Source organism: Pantoea sp. SGAir0215 (assembly GCF_043543215.1).
This window is the reverse complement of sequence record NZ_CP028031.1, coordinates 1,583,544-1,599,023: the sequence shown is the minus strand read 5'-3', so window position 1 is coordinate 1,599,023 and position 15,480 is coordinate 1,583,544. Positions and strand designations below refer to the sequence as shown.

Here is a 15,480-nt window from a genome sequence, read left to right as displayed (position 1 = left end):
AGATGCGGCCGTTTTTTTCAGTCTTTCAGATAGCGGCAAAGATAAGAGCTGGGCTCGCCTACCTGCAGATGAAACTCGCTGTGACCCGGCACGTTAAATACCGATCCCGCCTCGAACCATTTCCACTCTGTTTCCCCCGGCAGCAACACTTTCATTGATCCACTGACCACGGTCATCTCTTCCGGCTGGGCAGTGCCAAAGGTGTATTCGCCTTCTGCCATCACACCAACGCTGGCACGACCGGTGCTCGCACTGTCAAAACCGATGGATTTAACTTTTCCGTCAAAATACTCACTTACGTTGAGCATAAATCTTCCTCACAGCACATTAGGGTGACTGGCAGTGTAGAAGCGAACTTGCTGATCTGTCACGCGAAATAATGAGCGAATGTGATCGCTGGCGGTGACAAGGGGCGGGGATAAGACGGGCGCGCATCGACGGCATCCTTGCCAGCGCGACGGCTTACTCTTTTTCTACATCTTCGTAACGTTGTTTCGCATCATGCGCTTCCTGCTCTGAATCGTGCTCACTGATGAGTGAATCCGGCTTCGGATGATCGGCTCGCAGTTGCCAGGACGTGACTTTTTTACCTTCGGGGCCTTTTTCCACGGTCACAACGCGCGCTTCTCTGGGGTAAGGAGGTCTTGACGGCATCATTTGTCCCTCTTGGCTGAATGACATTCCACACGACAGGCGGTTGCCCGTCATGGAATAAGTATAGTCAAAAAGGCGTAAATCGCGGCGGGAAGGAGATAAATCTGACGGTTAGCTGGCGCGTGCCAGCGATAACGACTGCAGAATTTGCTCAACAACGCGTTCCGGCGGCTGCATCGCGTCCACTTCATGGTGAGCGGCCATACGATACAGGTGGGCACGGGCGCGCAGGACCTCTGTCATCTCTTCTGCAATGGGCCGTCCGGTCAGCGTCGGGCGCTGCGCAGCTTCAGGCTGGCTTTCCAGACGTCGGGCAAGCACCTCAGAAGGCGCACTTAACCAGATAACCTGACCATGCTCGCGCATATAGCGGCGGTTGACCTCTGCCAGCACCATGCCACCACCGGTCGCGATGATGGTTGAGGGCGCCGTCACGGCTTTCAGCGACTCGGTCTCCCGCGCACGAAAGCTTTCCCAGCCTTCCGCCGCGACAATTTCAGCCACGGTACGCTGGGTCGTGAATTGCAGGTGGTGATCGGTATCGCGGAAGGCATAACCCAGCGCATGAGACAGGGCTTCACCGATGGTGGTTTTTCCGCAGCCGCGCGCACCAATCAAAAAAATGGACAAGGACATCTGGGCACTTCCTCCGCCGTACAGCCCATAACAGCTGCAGGTCTGGCTTAAATAATACGCGCATCATAGCGGGAAATGATGGCGGCCTCTACCCATTGAGCGTATTTTACGCACAGTCAGACAACCCATTGCATTAAGCTTTTTATAAACAATGAATTAACCATGCACATTTTGTGCATGAACACCGTATTTTTGTCTCTGCAACATTTGCTTACCGCCACGAATTTACATTGCTGCTCATCGCCCCCATATACTGTTTACAGTCGCAACGGGAGAGTAATCATGCAACGCGAAGAACAACAACTGATTGAAAATCTGTTCAGCCGTTTGAAACAAGCGGAAAGTCAGACAGCGGCGCGCGATGCTGCTGCCGAACAACTCATCAAACAACACCTGCAGGAACAACCAGGCGCGCCCTACTACATGGCGCAGGCCATTCTGATTCAGGAAGCGGCCCTTAAAAAACTTAATGAACGTATTAAGGAACTGGAAAACCAGCTGGCGCAACAACAGGCGCAGCAGCAGCCGAAGAGCAGCGGTGGATTTTTATCCAGCCTGTTTGGCGGCGGCAGCGCCCAACCGCAGCCAGCTCAGCCGCAGTGGAACAGTGCGCCGCAACAGGCACCGCAACCGCAGCAACCTTATGCCAGCGCCCCGGCGCCACGTGGCAGCGGCTTCCTGGGCGGCGCCCTGCAAACCGCCGTTGGGGTGGCAGGTGGTGTGGTCATGGCCGATATGCTGACCAGCATGTTCCATCATTCTCAGCCGCAGGAGATCGTTAACATCATCAACGAGCAGCCGTTGCCGCAGGTGGACGACAGTCTGAATACCTTCAACGGTGGCAACGATCAGTCGTTCCTTGACCAGAACGGGGCGGATAATCAGTCGTTCCTGGATCAAAGTAACGGCTGGAGTGATTCCTACGCCGACAACGGCGACCTGAATGATTTTGGCGGCAATGACTTCGACGACGACGACAACTTCGTCTGATTTAGCGCTGGCGTTGTCGGAGCCAGCTGTCTAATTCATTGGCAAACTGCTGGCGGTCCCGTGGGCTTAATGCGGCGGGGCCGCCTGTCTGAACACCGCTGGCGCGCATGGTGTCCATAAAATCGCGCATGGTCAGTCGTTCGCGAATGGTTGCTGGTGAATAGCGTTCCCCGCGTGGATTCAAGGCTGCCGCGCCCTTCTCAATCACTTCCGCGGCCAACGGAATATCGGCCGTAATCACCAGATCGCCGACGTTTACGCGCTTAACAATCTCATTGTCCGCCACATCAAATCCCGCAGGCACCTGCAGTGTTCGCAGCCAGGGCGAAGGTGGCACCCGCAGGGACTGGTTAGCCACAAAGGTCACCACGGTTTGCGTTCTGTCCGCTGCCCGGTACAGCACGTCCTTAATCACGTTAGGACAGGCATCAGCATCAACCCAGATAGCCATCGTTATTCCTTGTTCTGCAAAAGAGTGACGATGGTAACCTGTTTTGCTGATCGGGTTGAGTGAAAAACACAGCCCTCTTTAACGCAGAACCTGCTTTAGTCGACCTGGCTGCACCGCCCATGCGCCTTAATGCGCAGCGCACCGCGCCATGCCCTGGCACGGTTAAACGCCTCCGGTCAGCGGGGGGACAGCAGGCCGTTCAGCACAGGGCTAACTTGTTATTAATCCTGTCTGCAGTAAGCTACATCGTTGATATGTGTAAACAGCGAAGGAGACGGTGATGCAGGAAAAGAAAATCGGATTTATTGGCGGAGGCAACATGGCCAAAGCCATCATTGGCGGCCTGATAAACAGCGGGCAAGTTGCACCGTCAGCGATCTGGATTTATGACCGTAAAGCCAGCACTAATCAGGAAATGGCCGAACAATACGGTATCCATGCGGCTGAGAGCGCAGAAGCGCTGGCGCAGCATGTTGATGTCCTGTTTGGTGCGGTAAAACCGAATGTCATCCTCAGAGTTCTGAATGATCTCGCCACCTGCATGAAAAAAGAGACGCTGGTTGTCTCCATTGCAGCAGGCGTTACCCTGGACAATCTGGCCTCCGTACTGGGACACGATCGAAAAATCATTCGGGCCATGCCGAATACCCCGTCTCTGGTGGGAGAAGGGATGACCTCGGTCACGCCCAATGCGCTGGTTGAACAGAGCGAACTCGATGAGGTCGTTGCAATGTTTAAAAGCTTTGGCCAGGCGGCGGTAGTGGATGAATACCTGATTCATTCCGTGGTGGGCGTGAGTGGTTCGGCACCGGCTTACGTGTTTATGTTCATTGAAGCCATGGCCGATGCTGCGGTGGCAGGTGGCATGCCGCGGGCGCAGGCCTACCAGTTTGCGGCACAGGCCGTAAAAGGTTCGGCACAGATGGTACTGGAGACCGGCAAACACCCGGGCGAGTTAAAAGATATGGTCTGCTCGCCGGGCGGCACCACGATAGAAGCGGTCAAAGTTCTGGAAGAAAAAGGTTTTCGCTCCGCCGTGATTGAGGCGATGCAGCAGTGCATGGCGAAATCAGAGAAGCTGAGCCGCAGTTAACCCGCGGCGTCTGGCAACGGCAGTGCGCGTTGCCAGGCGCCTCCCCACTAGCCGGCGGAACGGTAGTCATGATAAAGCGCCAGCGCCTGCTTCACCGTCATGGGTTGCTGCATGTTGTCAACCAGCGCGGCGGTCAGAGTGTAAAGGCCACAGGAGAAAATCGCCGCCAGTTGCCCTTCTTTGCCATAAAACGCCATGAATTCCTTTTCTTCCAGCGAGCCCGCCGACTGGTAGTCATCCCAGCCCGCCGCATGGCCAAGATATTCATAGCGCGTACCATAGTGCGCGGTCCAGAAAAACGGCACCCGATCAAAGTGACGGATATTGCCCAGCATATTGATGGCCGCTGTCTGTCCCTGTTGTTCGGCAACACGAAAGTGCTCGATTCGCAACGGCCCCTGGGTAGAAGGATACGTGGCGATATCGCCTGCCACCCAGACATTCTCGGCCACCCGGAGTTGTTCGTCCGTTTGCAGACTGCCATCCTCCAGCAGCGGCAAATCATGAATAAAGTGTGTGGCGGGTTTAACGCCGGTCGCAAACAGCACCACATCGGCGGCAATATGCTTGCCCGTTTTTAGTCGTACCGCGTTAACATGGTCTTCGCCCAGCAGGGCATCGATCTCGCCTTCGATAAACTTTACGCCGTTCGCCTGATGGAGCTGATAAAAATAGCGACCAACGGCTTCGCCAAACTGTTTCGCAAACGGCAGCGGATGACGCGCAATGACGGTGACATCAATGTCGCGATTACGCAGTGAGGAGGCCAGTTCCATGCCGATAAAGCTGTTGCCGATAATGACAATCTGTTGAGTGTCATCGACCGCCTGCAGTAAGTCTGCGGTGTGCTGTTTACTGCGCAGGATATGAACGCCAGCAAGATCGCGCCCGGCCAGCGCAGGTTTGACGGGCGCGCCACCTGTGGCAATCAGGAGCTTATCGAATTGCAGCGTCGTACCGTCAGCAAATATTATCCGGTGCTGATGGTTATCAATCCGCTCCACGCGCTTTTGCAGGCGTTCAACGTGCGCCATGATGTCCTCACCCAGCAGTGAGGGCACCTCATCGATGTCCATTTTGCCCGAGGGGACAAATTTGGTTAACGCCGTGCGATCATAGGGTGCATCAGGCTCCTGCTCAATCAGGATCAGCCGCCCTTTAAACCCCTCGTGACGTAACCGCCATAGCGCCGCACTCCCGGCTGCGCCACCACCCAGCACGACAAAGACCGGCGCAGCGGCTCCACTGCCTATCGCAGTCGCAGGCGACATGGCTTTGGGATTCACCAGAACCGCCTCGTTTTCAATGCGCACGGGATACTGTTTGAGATCGGCCAGCGCGAGCGGCTCACACATTTTGCCACTGTCCAGTTCAAAAGTGGCTTTATGCCAGGGACAGATCAGCCGGTTTTCACAAATGGCACCCTGCTCAAGGGGTGCGCCGGCATGGGGACACTTCGCCTGGTAAGCGTGTACGTTGTCGCCATCACGAATTAACAGCAGCTCTGTTTCCCCGAGCTTTTTTTTAACCGGCTGGCGGTGCGGTAAATCCTTCAGAGCGACCACAAATTGATAGTTCACGACATAGCTCCTTCTCCGACTGTCACGGCTGAACACGCAGATCAACAGGGCTTCTGCGCAAATGCCTGTAAACAGTAAGTGTGGCAAAGGATCGGCCAGACTCCGGTTTTAACGTCAGGATTTTTTGCTAACTGTTTGTTTAAGCGGAAATTAAAAATACGTGAGGATGTGACAGCGCAGGCAGGAGAAAACTAAAGCGGCCACCGAAATGGCCGACCGAACGTTAACTTTTCTTCAGACACTGACTCATGAAGGTTTTGCGTGCTTCCCCCGTCAGCTTTTTATCACCGGCCTGCAGATTACAGGTTTTCATTTTTACCTGCTGCGGCGACATGTCGGCGACCTTACTGTCCTTTTTCAGGCAATCGCTCATAAATTTCTTTCGCACATCGCCTTTCAACGCTTGTGACGTGGCATGTTCATTACACATGGCCATTTTTTGCTGTTGTGGCGTTTTTTCAGCCGCACTGGCGCTGCCGCCCACCAGTAAGCCTGCTAACACTAGCGTCATTAAACCGCGTTTCATTGTATTCACTCCCTCTTGATGAAAACAGATTAATTCTGGCACGTTACACGCTATACGGAATACGTTTATCAGGGAATAAGGCAGAGATCGCAAATCTGAATTGTCGGTGGCACTTTCAGATACGCGGACGATTAAGTAAGCGCGTGACATAACGTTTTAGCAGGACCGTATTTTTATCATTATGATCTACACCGGCATTCATCATGGCGGTTTCAATACTGCTGACGATAGCGTGATGCTGCTCGGGTGGAAGCAAACGCAGCATCGCGGTAACCACGATTTCCAGCGCTTCGATCTGTGCAACCTGCTCTTTTGACGCCTCTTCTTTTTCTGCCAGGGTGATTAGCAACTCAGCAATCAGGTTTTTCATGCCGGGGCCCCTTCGTGTAAGACAAATAAAAATTAGCATTCGTCAGATTAAAAAACAAAGTGATTTTTCAGCCCGCTTTGCGCCCGACTCAGGCCATTTTGTCGCTACGGTTTTATTGCATTTATTTTGCCGGAAAACGAAACGTTGTTATCGCAATGAAATAACACGCTGACTCACTCAGTCGAAATAAAATAAAGATTCCCGGCTGGCTTTTTTTAGCAGAGATTCTTTTCTTACAAGCGATAACGGCCGTTTTCATTCCCGTTAACGTGAGAAAAATCTCCCCGCGATTGCGGGCAGTCGGTCCCCCTGTTCCTTAACCTTCCACCTGGACAACAGGATGCCTCCCGGCCCGATAATGACGGGCTACTCAGCCCTTTGGCTGCGCCAAAAACGCACCTGATTCAGTGCAACAGCTTGTCTTTCATCAAGATAATCTGAAAAAATGCCTTATTGCATATTGGCACTATTCGATTTTCACTCATCACATCTGAAAAATATTTCAGGCTGTTACTGACAATTCTCTCTGGCCCACCTATGTTTAAAAAACCGCCAGGTACGGGCGGGACGTTGGCTGTTCTGACCAACGAAACGCTCCCGATAAAACCCTTGCCGTTCTTTCCGGGAGCCCATCATTCAGTAGCTTCTGCCTGCTGCGCCGTTGCGCACCGGGCAAAGGGTCTGTTTGCGGAGACGGGGAATGAGCGTCCAATCTAATAGTGCCAGTCGTGCTATCACTGATTACTTCAACAGCCCGGACTGGAACGTGCTGCCGGAGTCCGATCTGCTGGCCGTTATCCTGCGTGAACTGATGGAAGCAGGCCAGCCGACAACGAATAAGGCAATAATCGCACGCGTCATTAATAAACTGGAGTTTGAAGGGGATGAGCAGCGCCTGCAGCGTTACCGGGGTTTACTGGCCCAGTTGATGGAAGCGCGGCCACGTGAGTAGGCCGCCTTTATGCTATTTCACCCAACGGAGCTGACGGGCTTCACTTACACTGGCACGGCCGCTGCTGCGTTGAAACAGGCAGAGTTCACGCCCACGCCGGTTTTTCATTTGCTTCTGTGGGTAATGCCCCTCAAGTAACAAGGCGCTGTAACCCACGCTGTCATCATAGTCGATGGGCTGCCCCACGATTTTTACCTTACTTAGCGTACTGGCATTAATACAGGCCTGCCGCATGACCTGCTGGTTTTCCTGCCATGCCGTCGGGCTGGAAGCCAGTGCGACCGGACTGATCAGCAACAGTAATGACAGTGAGAGGCGTGGACGAGAGTACATGCGTTGCTCCTTCCAGACTGAGCCAGAAAAAAATTCCCGCCAGAGCGGGAATAAACAAGACGAGCATTGCAAATTGATGTGACGAGGAAATCCCGATCCTGCTGGCTCAGTGCGACCAGACGACCACAGGCTGAAGACAGCAGAATACCGGCCTTATCTTCCCCTGTTCCCATGACACCTCAATGACAATGCGCGGTTTATTTAACGCTTAACCACAATAGACCTGGGTGATAGTACCGCTTTTGTCTGCCAGAAAGTTCAGGCGGGCGAAATTAAAATCCATCGTGACGGCAGAATTCCACGGAATAGCGCGCACCTTCTGACTGAAACGCTGTTGCTCAAGGGCGGACAGCGGTTTGCCGACAAAGTTTTGGTAATGAGAGGCACCGCAGCTGTCCGCTTCCTTGCCGGGCGGGACGGCTGCCGTATCAGGCTGCGTGGTGGACTGACAGGCCGTCAGCAGTAAGAAGCCGGTTGCCACCATCACTTTTCCGTAATGATTCACGTATGTTCTCCTGTTATCGTGTTAAACCCTGACCTGAAGCGTAACAAGCCCCACCACCGGGTTGAATCGTTAAAATCAAGCGATTCACACATTATTAAGCATTAAATGCTGCCTTATTGCCAGATAACCAGTGTAAAGGCACTTACCGTTCAGAATTTCAAATACAAGGCGCTAACCTTACTAAGAATTATCTTAGGAGGCTACTATGGAACTTGTTATTTTTATCTGCTTTGCCGTCGTGATGACACTGATTGCGGTTCGGGTGCGATAAGCGACCCGTTCGCGGGTGCGGTTTCACGCCTGACAGGCTGGGCGACCTGACAGGCGACAGAGTGTATCGTAGGCAAAGCACTGATTTTTAATTGATTAACCCAGACTCATTTACGTAAGGTAATAAACAGCTAACATTGTGTGATCGGCTCTCTCGACAGCGATTTGAGGCATTGCTACTATGCGCTTATCTTCGCTGGCTGGGTCGCCTATGAACACCAATTCCGACAGAGTGACGTTGACACTGTTTTATGTCGGCAGCTTTGTTGTTTATTACCTCGTTACCATGTTGATTACCCTGTTTCCTAATTACGGTATTCTGCGTAATGACGGTTTACTGGTGCCTGTGCTTTGCCTGTTTGAATTTGCCGTTATCTATCCGCTGTATCGCTTTTATTGCCAGCGTCGTACCGATATTCCTCTGGGCTTTTTGCGTTCCGGTCAGACTTTACTGTTTATTGGCGCGCTGTTTATTTTAATGGTGGCACAAACGCAGTATTTGCAGCCGGAAGGCTGGCTGGTCGCACAAACTCAGCAGGGGCCCAGTTCGATGCTTATCCTGCTGTTGACCGCCGTCTTACTGGCTCCTGTGTTTGAGGAAGTGTTGTTTCGCGGCTTTTTATTACAGGGATTTCTGTTGTGGGCACCTAACAGCCGTTTTGCCTGTGTATTACTGACCTCGTTACTGTTCGCGCTCATGCATACGCAATATGTCCACTGGGAAACGGTGGTGGCGCTGACGCTGTTTTCTATGCTGCTTTGCTACGCCCGTCTGCGCAGCAATACGCTGGCCCTGCCGGTCTTTCTGCATACGCTGAATAATCTGATTGCGATTCTGCCTGCCTGGTATTTCGCCTGATCCCGCTGACCTTTTGTTACCGGGTCATCACTAACCTGCGTAAAATCAGCGTGTATCTTTTACTAACAGGGAAGGATGGTCAGAAAGCCCATGATTACCATGCTGGATGTGGCCCGCAAGGCCGGCGTCTCTAAAGCCACCGTCTCGCGCGTGCTGGCGGGAAATCGCTACGTCAGTAAGAGTACGCAACAGAAGGTCTTTCAGGCTGTGGCGGAAACCGGTTATCGCCCTAACCTGCTGGCGCGTAGCCTGGCGACGCAGAAATCCCAGAATATCGGGCTTATCGTTACCCATTCTTTATTCAATGGGCCTTACTTCAGCGAATTGCTGTTTCAGGCTGCTACGTTGACGAATAACTATGGCCGGCAGCTTATTCTGGCGGATGGTAAAACCAGCGCTGACGATGAACGTGCCGCCATTGAGTTTCTGCTCGACCTGCGCTGTGACGCCATCATTATCTATCCCCGTTTTCTGGATACCGCGGCGCTGGATGCCATTATTGAGCAGCACGCCATTCCCGTTATGGTGGTGAATCGTCAGCTGCAGCGTCATCCGGCACACTGCGTCTGGGCCACCCATCAGCAGAATACCTTTCAGGCCACCCGCTATTTGATCACGCGCGGCCATTACGACATCGCTTTCATTACGGGTCTGGCAGGCTCGCCGACCGCTGCGGCCCGCCTGGCCGGTTATCAGCAGGCGCTTGACGAGCATGGCTTAGCGGACCGTGCGCTGATCGTGCAGGGTGCATGGACGCCCGCCAGCGGCATGGCGGCGGCAAAAACGCTGCTTGAATCGGACATGCCATTTAGTGCACTGATGGCCAGTAATGACGATATGGCTATTGGGGCCGCGCTGGCGCTAAACGCTGCGGGCAAAAGGCTGCCGGAGGATGTCTCCCTGCTGGGCTTTGATGATATTCGTATGGCGGAATTTTTTCTGCCGCCGCTCACCACGGTACATGTGCCGGTCGCAGAGATGATTCAGCACACGCTGGCGCAGCTGGTGGCGATGCTGGAAGGGGAAGCGGTCACGGCCTTGCCGCCGTTTAGCGGTCACCTGATCGAACGGGCCTCGGTCACTGACGGGCCTTATAAACAGTAAGGCGCGGCATCCCTGCCGCGCACCATCAGTAGTCGACTGAATCGTTCAGCGTTGCCCCATTACTGCGAATCAGTTTCTGGTACCAGAAAAAACTCTTCTTACGGTAACGTGCCAGATCCTTTAAATCTTTTTCATCGCGGTTGACGTAAATAAAGCCGTAACGCTTGTTGATGCCCTGATGCGTACTTACCAGATCTATTGCCGACCAGGGACAATAGCCAAACAGTTTCACACCATCGGCAAGTGCCAGCTGCAGTTGCGCAATGTGTTCACGCAGATACGCAATACGGTAATCATCATGTACCTTATTATCGGCCTCCAGCCGATCAAAGGCACCCAACCCGTTTTCGGTCACGATAAGCGGCAAAGCATAGCGGGCATAAATCTGGCGCGCCGTAATGCGAAAACCCACCGGATCGATATACCAGCCGAACTGATTTTGCCGGAGATGCGGATTATCACATCCCACATAAACCGACCGATCAATGCCCGCCATTTGCTGATCGGGCCGAGGTTTATTTTCGCTTTGCTCACCCTCGCCTTCGGCTCCCACCGTCGCGGACGCATAATAATTAAAGGCGATAAAATCCGGCTTGCCTGCGGCGATGATAGCCATGTCATCGTCTTCGATCGTCGGTAACCAGCCGCGCTGTTTCAGGAAAGCCCAGACCACGGCGTTATAGCGACCATGGACCGCCAGATCCAGGTAGAGCCAGTTGCGAATTGCAGAGAAATTATCGGCTGCCAGCACATCTTCCGGCCGCGCACTGGCGGCATAGACGCAGGAGATATTGGGTGCCGGGCCAATTTTGGCATCCGGCAACCGTTCATGGCAGGCGATCATCGCTTTCGCCTGTGCCAGCATCATATGATGATTCTGCTGATACAGCGTTTTCTGCGGATCGGCGGTGCCGGGTGGCAACGTACCAATCACATCGCCCTTGAGGATCATCATGTTCTGTTCGTTGATGGTCAGCCAGTACTTAACCTGACGACCATAGTGCTCAAAGCAGGTGATGGCAAAACGCTCAAAGGCCGCCACTGTACGCCGTGAAGACCAGCCGCCCGCCTGCTGCAACGCCCAGGGCAAATCAAAATGATAAAGGGTGACCAGCGGCGTAATGCCGTACCGACAGAGTTCATCGATCACCTGCTGATAAAAGGCCACGCCCGCCGGGTTCAACGCACCATCGCCCTCGGGATAAAGACGGCTCCAGGCAATGGAAAAGCGGTAGGTTTTTAATCCCATCTCCGCCAGCAGCGCGATGTCCTCTCTGAAACGATGATAGTGATCGCTGCAAACGGTAAAATCGGTAAGGTCCTGATGAAAGGTTGCCTGGTCAATGACGGAAGGCCCTTTGCCCTCTTCATTCCAGGCCCCTTCAACCTGATAAGCTGAGGTGGACGCGCCCCAGAGAAAGTCCCTGGGAAACGCGGGCAATGTCGAATGTTGCATATAACCTCCTGTTTAACGTGCGGCTAACTCCCGGCGCAGTTGTATGATCTCCTCAGCCAGTTCGCGACAGAGCATTGCGTTCATCAGGTGGTCCTGAGCATGGACCATAATCAGACTGACCGGAATCTTTCCGCTGCCCTCATCAGCGCCAATGAGCTGCGTCTGCGTTTGATGGGCTGCTTTGGCCGCCGCGGTTGCGGCACTGAGCATACTGTCCGCCTGCGCCCAGTTTTGCTGCCGCGCCGCCCGCAACGCCTCCATTGAACAGGAGCGAGCTTCGCCTGCCTGGATAATCAGTTCGATTACCGTGCTTTCATCAATTTCCATGGGTTACTCCTTAACCGGTTGCGCTGCGGCAGAGGGTTGCTCTTGCTGCAGCAGTTGACGCTCGTACATTTTGAAAAACGGGTAGTAGATCAGCGTGGCAATAGTGACCAGCACGGCAATCAACACAATGACGCGCCAGTCCCAGCCGGTTGACCAGGCGGCCCCAATGGGGGCGGGCGTCGTCCACGGAGCCAGTGAGATCACGTGATTAATCAGGTTCGTTTTGGTGGCGATCCAGGCAATGACGGCGTTGACTAACGGGGCAAGAATAAAAGGGATAAACAGAATGGGGTTCATCACGACCGGTGAACCAAAAATCACCGGTTCGTTGATGTTGAACATGCTGGGCACCACACTCAGTTTTCCAATCGATCGCAGATGTGCTGACTGACTGCGTAAGTAAAGCAACACCAACCCCATCGTCGAACCGGAGCCACCGATAACAATAAAAAACTGCCAGAAGGGTTCAATAAACACTTGGCTGATGGGTTCTCCCGCGTTCAGCGCCTGCTGATTCAGACCGAGATTGGTCAGCCAGAAAGCCTGCAATATGCCCCCGACAATCACCGCCCCATGAATGCCTGCAAACCACAGCAGATGGCACAGCAGTACCGCCACCAGCACGGCAGGCAGTGAATCAGAGGCAGAGATGATCGGCGAGAAAATGGCCATGATAGCCTGAGGCAGCAACATGCCGAACTGCGCCTGTACCCACAGGCTCAGGGGAAACAGCGTAATAAAAATCGTGATAATCGGGATGAGCAGATCGAACGACTGACGGATCTTCGGCGGCACCTGCTCGGGCAGTTTGAAACCGATGTTGTATTTCTGCAGAACGTGCATCAGCTCCGTCGCAAAGAGCGCGACCAGAATGGCGGTAAAAATGCCCTCCCCGCCCAGCGAACCAACCGGCAACGTTTTGCCGCTCTGCGGTGCCGCCACCACCAGAAACGCCATCAGCGACAGACTGGCCGCCATAAAGCCATTCATCTTATAACTGTTTGCGAGGTTATAGGCGATGGCACTGGCGATATAGAGCGCCATAATGCCCATCGTCATGTTGTACGGCATCATGATTTGTTCTTCATGCGCCTTTACCATGCCCAGCCACCACTGTGCGAACGCCCAACTGCTGTCTGCCGAAAAAGGCGGATGAGCAAACAACAGCATAAACGAGCCCACGATCAGAAACGGCATGGAGGCAATAAATCCGTCCCGGATAGCGATGACATGACGCTGGCTGGAAAGACGGCCCGCCAGTGGGCTAATACGGTTTTCGATGACGCCGAATAGAGATTCACTGAAGTGGCTCATTGCCTGACTCCTTGCTGAGGCAAAAGAGAATAACCTGCCTGACGCAGTGCGGGTTTCGCGTGATATATCCCGGACCTCCCTGGTGTCAGGTATGAATAAGCTTTAGTGCGTCGCTTAATATTTTTTCACCATTCATCATGCCGTAATCCATACTGTTGATGACCGCAACCGGCTTGCTGTATTGCTGGGCGATCGGTTGAAAATCGGCCAGCTTGTATTTGATTTGTGGCCCGAGCAGGCAGCAGTCGTAATCGGCGATATCGTCTCTAAACTCTTCAATCCCCACAGCTTTTATCTCGACGTCCAGTCCTTGCTGTTGCGCCGCCTTTTCCATTTTCTGCACCACCATACTGGTGGACATGCCCGCAGCACAGCACAGTAAAATCTTCGTCATGGTGTATTCCTCTTTGTGGTGAATGATTAACGAATACACAGGGTGAAAATTTTCTGCAACCGGTTTCAGATTTGCGTATCAGAAGTGTGAGAAGTATCAAAACGCGAGCATTAAAGAGGTTCGGGGCGAATAAACACCTGAATAAGCCTTATCAGGAAGCCCGTTTCTCGTCATGCTGAGGCAATAAAACGGCGGTTCACTCAGCCATATCGTCGGCGCTGTCCATCGCAGTGATGGGTAAGAATTCACTGCCTGATAAGCGGGTAACGCGTATAATTGCTCAGAGCAATCCGATACCGACTGCCGTGACACGGGCGTCCGGCGGCAATTAGCTATACTGGTGATATATAAAGGAACACTCACCCTTCTCGCAGTACGCGGACCGGGATAAGGAGTCGGTTATGTTAATTGGTTTTGTGTTATTGGTCAGCGCGTGTGGACACGATGCCTGTGAAGCTTTACCGGTATCAGAACGCATTTATCCGACGAAAACCGCCTGTGAAGTCATGGCAAATCGTATCCATAAAGTGCGTCCTAACGTCGTGCTGATATGTGGCGAAGTGCATCGTTAAGAAAGCGGTACAGGGCGAATGGCACAAAAAGTAGCCGATGACATTGCAAGGTTGCCGCTTAACGTTCAAAATATAAGCTGTTCTACACCAACACAGTTGTGAATCCCATGAAAAGTAGTCGTCCCCGCCGTCCTACCGGGCGTTGGGTTTATTACATTTTGTATGAAGGCATTCTGTGGCCCTGTCCGGTTCGCTGGGAATGGGAAAGCGGATACGGTGGCTGGCTGCCGTTTTACTACTCACCTACGTTTGAGTTTGTCGCGGGCGATCCCGGCAAGGCGTACCGTATTGCGCGCACGGATGTACGTGTGAAGCGGAGTGAAGAGATTTACGCCTGATTGCTGTCATGCATTCCATGGCAGCCACGAGGCGGTAAGAAGGAAACAGATTACCTCCAGCAGCAGTACCACCATCAGCAACACGCCGAGTTTGTGGCGCGACAGCCAGGTTTTCAGCCCCATAGCATTGCGGCCCTGTGGATCAGCAGCAGTCCGCCACCCATGCTCAGCAAAACCCGCACCCCTTTTCCGTCTTTTTTGCCATTTCAGTGTCCCTCTGAAGAAAGCGAAAATGCGCCCTGAGGCGCATCCGGATGCTGCAAGATTGCTGCGGGAGCCGCCAGAAGGCGACTCAGGTACGCAATCAGTTATTCAGCGTGTAATCGAGTGTGATTTCTGCATTAAGCACCTGCGAAACCGGACAGCCGGCTTTAGCTTTATTGATGATTTCATCAAAGGTGTCGTTATCAATGCCCGGCAGCGAGATGGTGCTGGTCAGCGCCACTTTCGTAATCGCGAAGCCTTCACCTTTTTTGTCCAGCGACACATCGGCACTGGTATCAATGCTTTCAGGTTTATGGCCTGCATTACCTAACATGAGCGACAGTGCCATTGAAAAACAGGCGGCATGTGCTGCGCCGATAAGCTCTTCCGGATTGGTGCCTTTCTGCCCTTCGAAACGGGTGTTAAAGCCGTAAGGTTGCTGGTTCAGTACACCACTTTCTGTGCTGACTGTGCCTTTGCCTTTGATATCGCCTTCCCAATGCGCCGAACCTTTCTTATGAATGGTCATATCATTCCTCCTGTTGGTAAAGA

General features: G+C 53.2%; 21 protein-coding genes. 7 read left to right on the top strand and 14 right to left on the bottom strand.

The annotated features are described in order from the left end of the window. Window positions 1-17: 17 nt before the first annotated feature. From ppnP to aroL, 3 genes are all read right to left on the bottom strand, one after another. On the bottom strand, window positions 18-308 hold the full coding sequence (gene ppnP, locus C1N64_RS07465) for a pyrimidine/purine nucleoside phosphorylase (RefSeq protein ID WP_006117582.1): 291 nt from the start codon (window positions 306-308) through the stop codon (window positions 18-20). A gap of 154 nt (window positions 309-462) precedes the next feature. Continuing rightward, window positions 463-654, bottom strand: coding sequence for a YaiA family protein (locus C1N64_RS07460; RefSeq protein WP_006117583.1), 192 nt, complete (start codon window positions 652-654; stop codon window positions 463-465). Window positions 655-765: 111 nt separating this feature from the next. Next, on the bottom strand, window positions 766-1,290 hold the full coding sequence (gene aroL, locus C1N64_RS07455; protein WP_006117584.1) for a shikimate kinase AroL: 525 nt from the start codon (window positions 1,288-1,290) through the stop codon (window positions 766-768). A 282-nt stretch (window positions 1,291-1,572) separates the two neighbouring features. On the opposite strand from aroL, the gene C1N64_RS07450 reads away from it, so the two are divergent. After that, window positions 1,573-2,280: a DUF2076 domain-containing protein gene (locus C1N64_RS07450; RefSeq protein ID WP_006117585.1), complete on the top strand. Its 708-nt coding sequence runs from the start codon at window positions 1,573-1,575 to the stop codon at window positions 2,278-2,280. Window position 2,281: 1 nt separating this feature from the next. Here the strand turns inward: C1N64_RS07450 and C1N64_RS07445 are convergent, their stop codons facing one another. Further along, window positions 2,282-2,731, bottom strand: a complete 450-nt coding sequence (locus C1N64_RS07445; protein WP_006117586.1) for a YaiI/YqxD family protein — start codon at window positions 2,729-2,731, stop codon at window positions 2,282-2,284. A gap of 280 nt (window positions 2,732-3,011) precedes the next feature. Here C1N64_RS07445 and proC point away from each other — a divergent pair, with 280 nt between their 5' ends. Then, window positions 3,012-3,824 carry a pyrroline-5-carboxylate reductase gene (gene proC / locus C1N64_RS07440; RefSeq protein ID WP_033738612.1) on the top strand — a complete coding sequence of 271 codons (813 nt, stop codon included), beginning with the start codon at window positions 3,012-3,014 and terminating at the stop codon, window positions 3,822-3,824. A gap of 47 nt (window positions 3,825-3,871) precedes the next feature. Here proC and C1N64_RS07435 read toward each other — a convergent pair whose 3' ends face one another. The 3 genes from C1N64_RS07435 to iraP all read right to left on the bottom strand — a co-directional run bounded on the left by C1N64_RS07435 (window position 3,872) and on the right by iraP (window position 6,300). Further along, the gene (locus tag C1N64_RS07435) at window positions 3,872-5,404 is read right to left on the bottom strand and encodes an FAD-dependent oxidoreductase (RefSeq protein WP_394515372.1); all 1,533 of its coding nucleotides are present in this window, start codon (window positions 5,402-5,404) and stop codon (window positions 3,872-3,874) included. Window positions 5,405-5,627: 223 nt separating this feature from the next. Then, window positions 5,628-5,930 (bottom strand): PsiF family protein, encoded by a 303-nt coding sequence (locus C1N64_RS07430; RefSeq protein WP_006117589.1) that lies wholly within the window; start codon window positions 5,928-5,930, stop codon window positions 5,628-5,630. Window positions 5,931-6,045: 115 nt separating this feature from the next. After that, entirely contained in the window at window positions 6,046-6,300 is a 255-nt protein-coding gene (gene iraP / locus C1N64_RS07425; RefSeq protein ID WP_054634421.1) for an anti-adapter protein IraP, read from the bottom strand. 700 nt (window positions 6,301-7,000) lie between these two features. Here iraP and C1N64_RS07420 point away from each other — a divergent pair. Continuing rightward, window positions 7,001-7,252 carry a biofilm development regulator YmgB/AriR family protein gene (locus tag C1N64_RS07420; protein ID WP_006118140.1) on the top strand — a complete coding sequence of 84 codons (252 nt, stop codon included), beginning with the start codon at window positions 7,001-7,003 and terminating at the stop codon, window positions 7,250-7,252. Between the two features lie 12 nt (window positions 7,253-7,264). Here the strand turns inward: C1N64_RS07420 and C1N64_RS07415 are convergent, their stop codons facing one another. Continuing rightward, window positions 7,265-7,585, bottom strand: coding sequence for a hypothetical protein (locus tag C1N64_RS07415; protein ID WP_006118139.1), 321 nt, complete (start codon window positions 7,583-7,585; stop codon window positions 7,265-7,267). A 208-nt stretch (window positions 7,586-7,793) separates the two neighbouring features. Further along, window positions 7,794-8,090: an I78 family peptidase inhibitor gene (locus C1N64_RS07410; protein ID WP_058701165.1), complete on the bottom strand. Its 297-nt coding sequence runs from the start codon at window positions 8,088-8,090 to the stop codon at window positions 7,794-7,796. Window positions 8,091-8,571: 481 nt separating this feature from the next. Here C1N64_RS07410 and C1N64_RS07405 point away from each other — a divergent pair, with 481 nt between their 5' ends. Both C1N64_RS07405 and C1N64_RS07400 read left to right on the top strand, forming a co-directional pair. Next, window positions 8,572-9,219 carry a CPBP family intramembrane glutamic endopeptidase gene (locus C1N64_RS07405; RefSeq protein ID WP_033738779.1) on the top strand — a complete coding sequence of 216 codons (648 nt, stop codon included), beginning with the start codon at window positions 8,572-8,574 and terminating at the stop codon, window positions 9,217-9,219. A gap of 90 nt (window positions 9,220-9,309) precedes the next feature. Further along, window positions 9,310-10,323, top strand: a complete 1,014-nt coding sequence (locus C1N64_RS07400) for a LacI family DNA-binding transcriptional regulator (RefSeq protein ID WP_033738604.1) — start codon at window positions 9,310-9,312, stop codon at window positions 10,321-10,323. Window positions 10,324-10,348: 25 nt separating this feature from the next. Here C1N64_RS07400 and C1N64_RS07395 read toward each other — a convergent pair whose 3' ends face one another. The 4 genes from C1N64_RS07395 to C1N64_RS07380 all read right to left on the bottom strand — a co-directional run bounded on the left by C1N64_RS07395 (window position 10,349) and on the right by C1N64_RS07380 (window position 13,814). Beyond that, on the bottom strand, window positions 10,349-11,779 hold the full coding sequence (locus tag C1N64_RS07395) for a glycoside hydrolase family 1 protein (RefSeq protein WP_033738603.1): 1,431 nt from the start codon (window positions 11,777-11,779) through the stop codon (window positions 10,349-10,351). 12 nt (window positions 11,780-11,791) lie between these two features. After that, window positions 11,792-12,106, bottom strand: coding sequence for a PTS lactose/cellobiose transporter subunit IIA (locus C1N64_RS07390; RefSeq protein WP_006118134.1), 315 nt, complete (start codon window positions 12,104-12,106; stop codon window positions 11,792-11,794). A gap of 3 nt (window positions 12,107-12,109) precedes the next feature. Next, a complete protein-coding gene (locus tag C1N64_RS07385; protein WP_394515371.1) occupies window positions 12,110-13,420 on the bottom strand; it encodes a PTS sugar transporter subunit IIC in 1,311 nt (436 codons plus the stop codon). A gap of 85 nt (window positions 13,421-13,505) precedes the next feature. Next, window positions 13,506-13,814 (bottom strand): PTS sugar transporter subunit IIB, encoded by a 309-nt coding sequence (locus tag C1N64_RS07380; protein ID WP_006118087.1) that lies wholly within the window; start codon window positions 13,812-13,814, stop codon window positions 13,506-13,508. Window positions 13,815-14,215: 401 nt separating this feature from the next. On the opposite strand from C1N64_RS07380, the gene C1N64_RS07375 reads away from it, so the two are divergent. Beyond that, window positions 14,216-14,386: a hypothetical protein gene (locus C1N64_RS07375; RefSeq protein ID WP_006118086.1), complete on the top strand. Its 171-nt coding sequence runs from the start codon at window positions 14,216-14,218 to the stop codon at window positions 14,384-14,386. 107 nt (window positions 14,387-14,493) lie between these two features. Then, entirely contained in the window at window positions 14,494-14,724 is a 231-nt protein-coding gene (locus C1N64_RS07370) for a hypothetical protein (RefSeq protein WP_006118085.1), read from the top strand. A gap of 304 nt (window positions 14,725-15,028) precedes the next feature. Here the strand turns inward: C1N64_RS07370 and C1N64_RS07365 are convergent, their stop codons facing one another. Further along, window positions 15,029-15,457 (bottom strand): OsmC family protein, encoded by a 429-nt coding sequence (locus C1N64_RS07365; protein ID WP_006118083.1) that lies wholly within the window; start codon window positions 15,455-15,457, stop codon window positions 15,029-15,031. Between the last annotated feature and the right edge of the window lie 23 nt (window positions 15,458-15,480).

What these genes read in the sequence shown, in the direction of transcription:
- ppnP (WP_006117582.1), bottom strand. Translation starts at nt 308, where the DNA reads ATGCTCAACGTAAGTGAGTATTTTGACGGAAAAGTTAAATCCATCGGT.
- C1N64_RS07460 (WP_006117583.1), bottom strand. Translation starts at nt 654, where the DNA reads ATGCCGTCAAGACCTCCTTACCCCAGAGAAGCGCGCGTTGTGACCGTG.
- aroL (WP_006117584.1), bottom strand. Translation starts at nt 1,290, where the DNA reads ATGTCCTTGTCCATTTTTTTGATTGGTGCGCGCGGCTGCGGAAAAACC.
- C1N64_RS07450 (WP_006117585.1), top strand. Translation starts at nt 1,573, where the DNA reads ATGCAACGCGAAGAACAACAACTGATTGAAAATCTGTTCAGCCGTTTG.
- C1N64_RS07445 (WP_006117586.1), bottom strand. Translation starts at nt 2,731, where the DNA reads ATGGCTATCTGGGTTGATGCTGATGCCTGTCCTAACGTGATTAAGGAC.
- proC (WP_033738612.1), top strand. Translation starts at nt 3,012, where the DNA reads ATGCAGGAAAAGAAAATCGGATTTATTGGCGGAGGCAACATGGCCAAA.
- C1N64_RS07430 (WP_006117589.1), bottom strand. Translation starts at nt 5,930, where the DNA reads ATGAAACGCGGTTTAATGACGCTAGTGTTAGCAGGCTTACTGGTGGGC.
- iraP (WP_054634421.1), bottom strand. Translation starts at nt 6,300, where the DNA reads ATGAAAAACCTGATTGCTGAGTTGCTAATCACCCTGGCAGAAAAAGAA.
- C1N64_RS07420 (WP_006118140.1), top strand. Translation starts at nt 7,001, where the DNA reads ATGAGCGTCCAATCTAATAGTGCCAGTCGTGCTATCACTGATTACTTC.
- C1N64_RS07415 (WP_006118139.1), bottom strand. Translation starts at nt 7,585, where the DNA reads ATGTACTCTCGTCCACGCCTCTCACTGTCATTACTGTTGCTGATCAGT.
- C1N64_RS07405 (WP_033738779.1), top strand. Translation starts at nt 8,572, where the DNA reads ATGAACACCAATTCCGACAGAGTGACGTTGACACTGTTTTATGTCGGC.
- C1N64_RS07400 (WP_033738604.1), top strand. Translation starts at nt 9,310, where the DNA reads ATGATTACCATGCTGGATGTGGCCCGCAAGGCCGGCGTCTCTAAAGCC.
- C1N64_RS07395 (WP_033738603.1), bottom strand. Translation starts at nt 11,779, where the DNA reads ATGCAACATTCGACATTGCCCGCGTTTCCCAGGGACTTTCTCTGGGGC.
- C1N64_RS07390 (WP_006118134.1), bottom strand. Translation starts at nt 12,106, where the DNA reads ATGGAAATTGATGAAAGCACGGTAATCGAACTGATTATCCAGGCAGGC.
- C1N64_RS07385 (WP_394515371.1), bottom strand. Translation starts at nt 13,420, where the DNA reads ATGAGCCACTTCAGTGAATCTCTATTCGGCGTCATCGAAAACCGTATT.
- C1N64_RS07380 (WP_006118087.1), bottom strand. Translation starts at nt 13,814, where the DNA reads ATGACGAAGATTTTACTGTGCTGTGCTGCGGGCATGTCCACCAGTATG.
- C1N64_RS07375 (WP_006118086.1), top strand. Translation starts at nt 14,216, where the DNA reads ATGTTAATTGGTTTTGTGTTATTGGTCAGCGCGTGTGGACACGATGCC.
- C1N64_RS07370 (WP_006118085.1), top strand. Translation starts at nt 14,494, where the DNA reads ATGAAAAGTAGTCGTCCCCGCCGTCCTACCGGGCGTTGGGTTTATTAC.
- C1N64_RS07365 (WP_006118083.1), bottom strand. Translation starts at nt 15,457, where the DNA reads ATGACCATTCATAAGAAAGGTTCGGCGCATTGGGAAGGCGATATCAAA.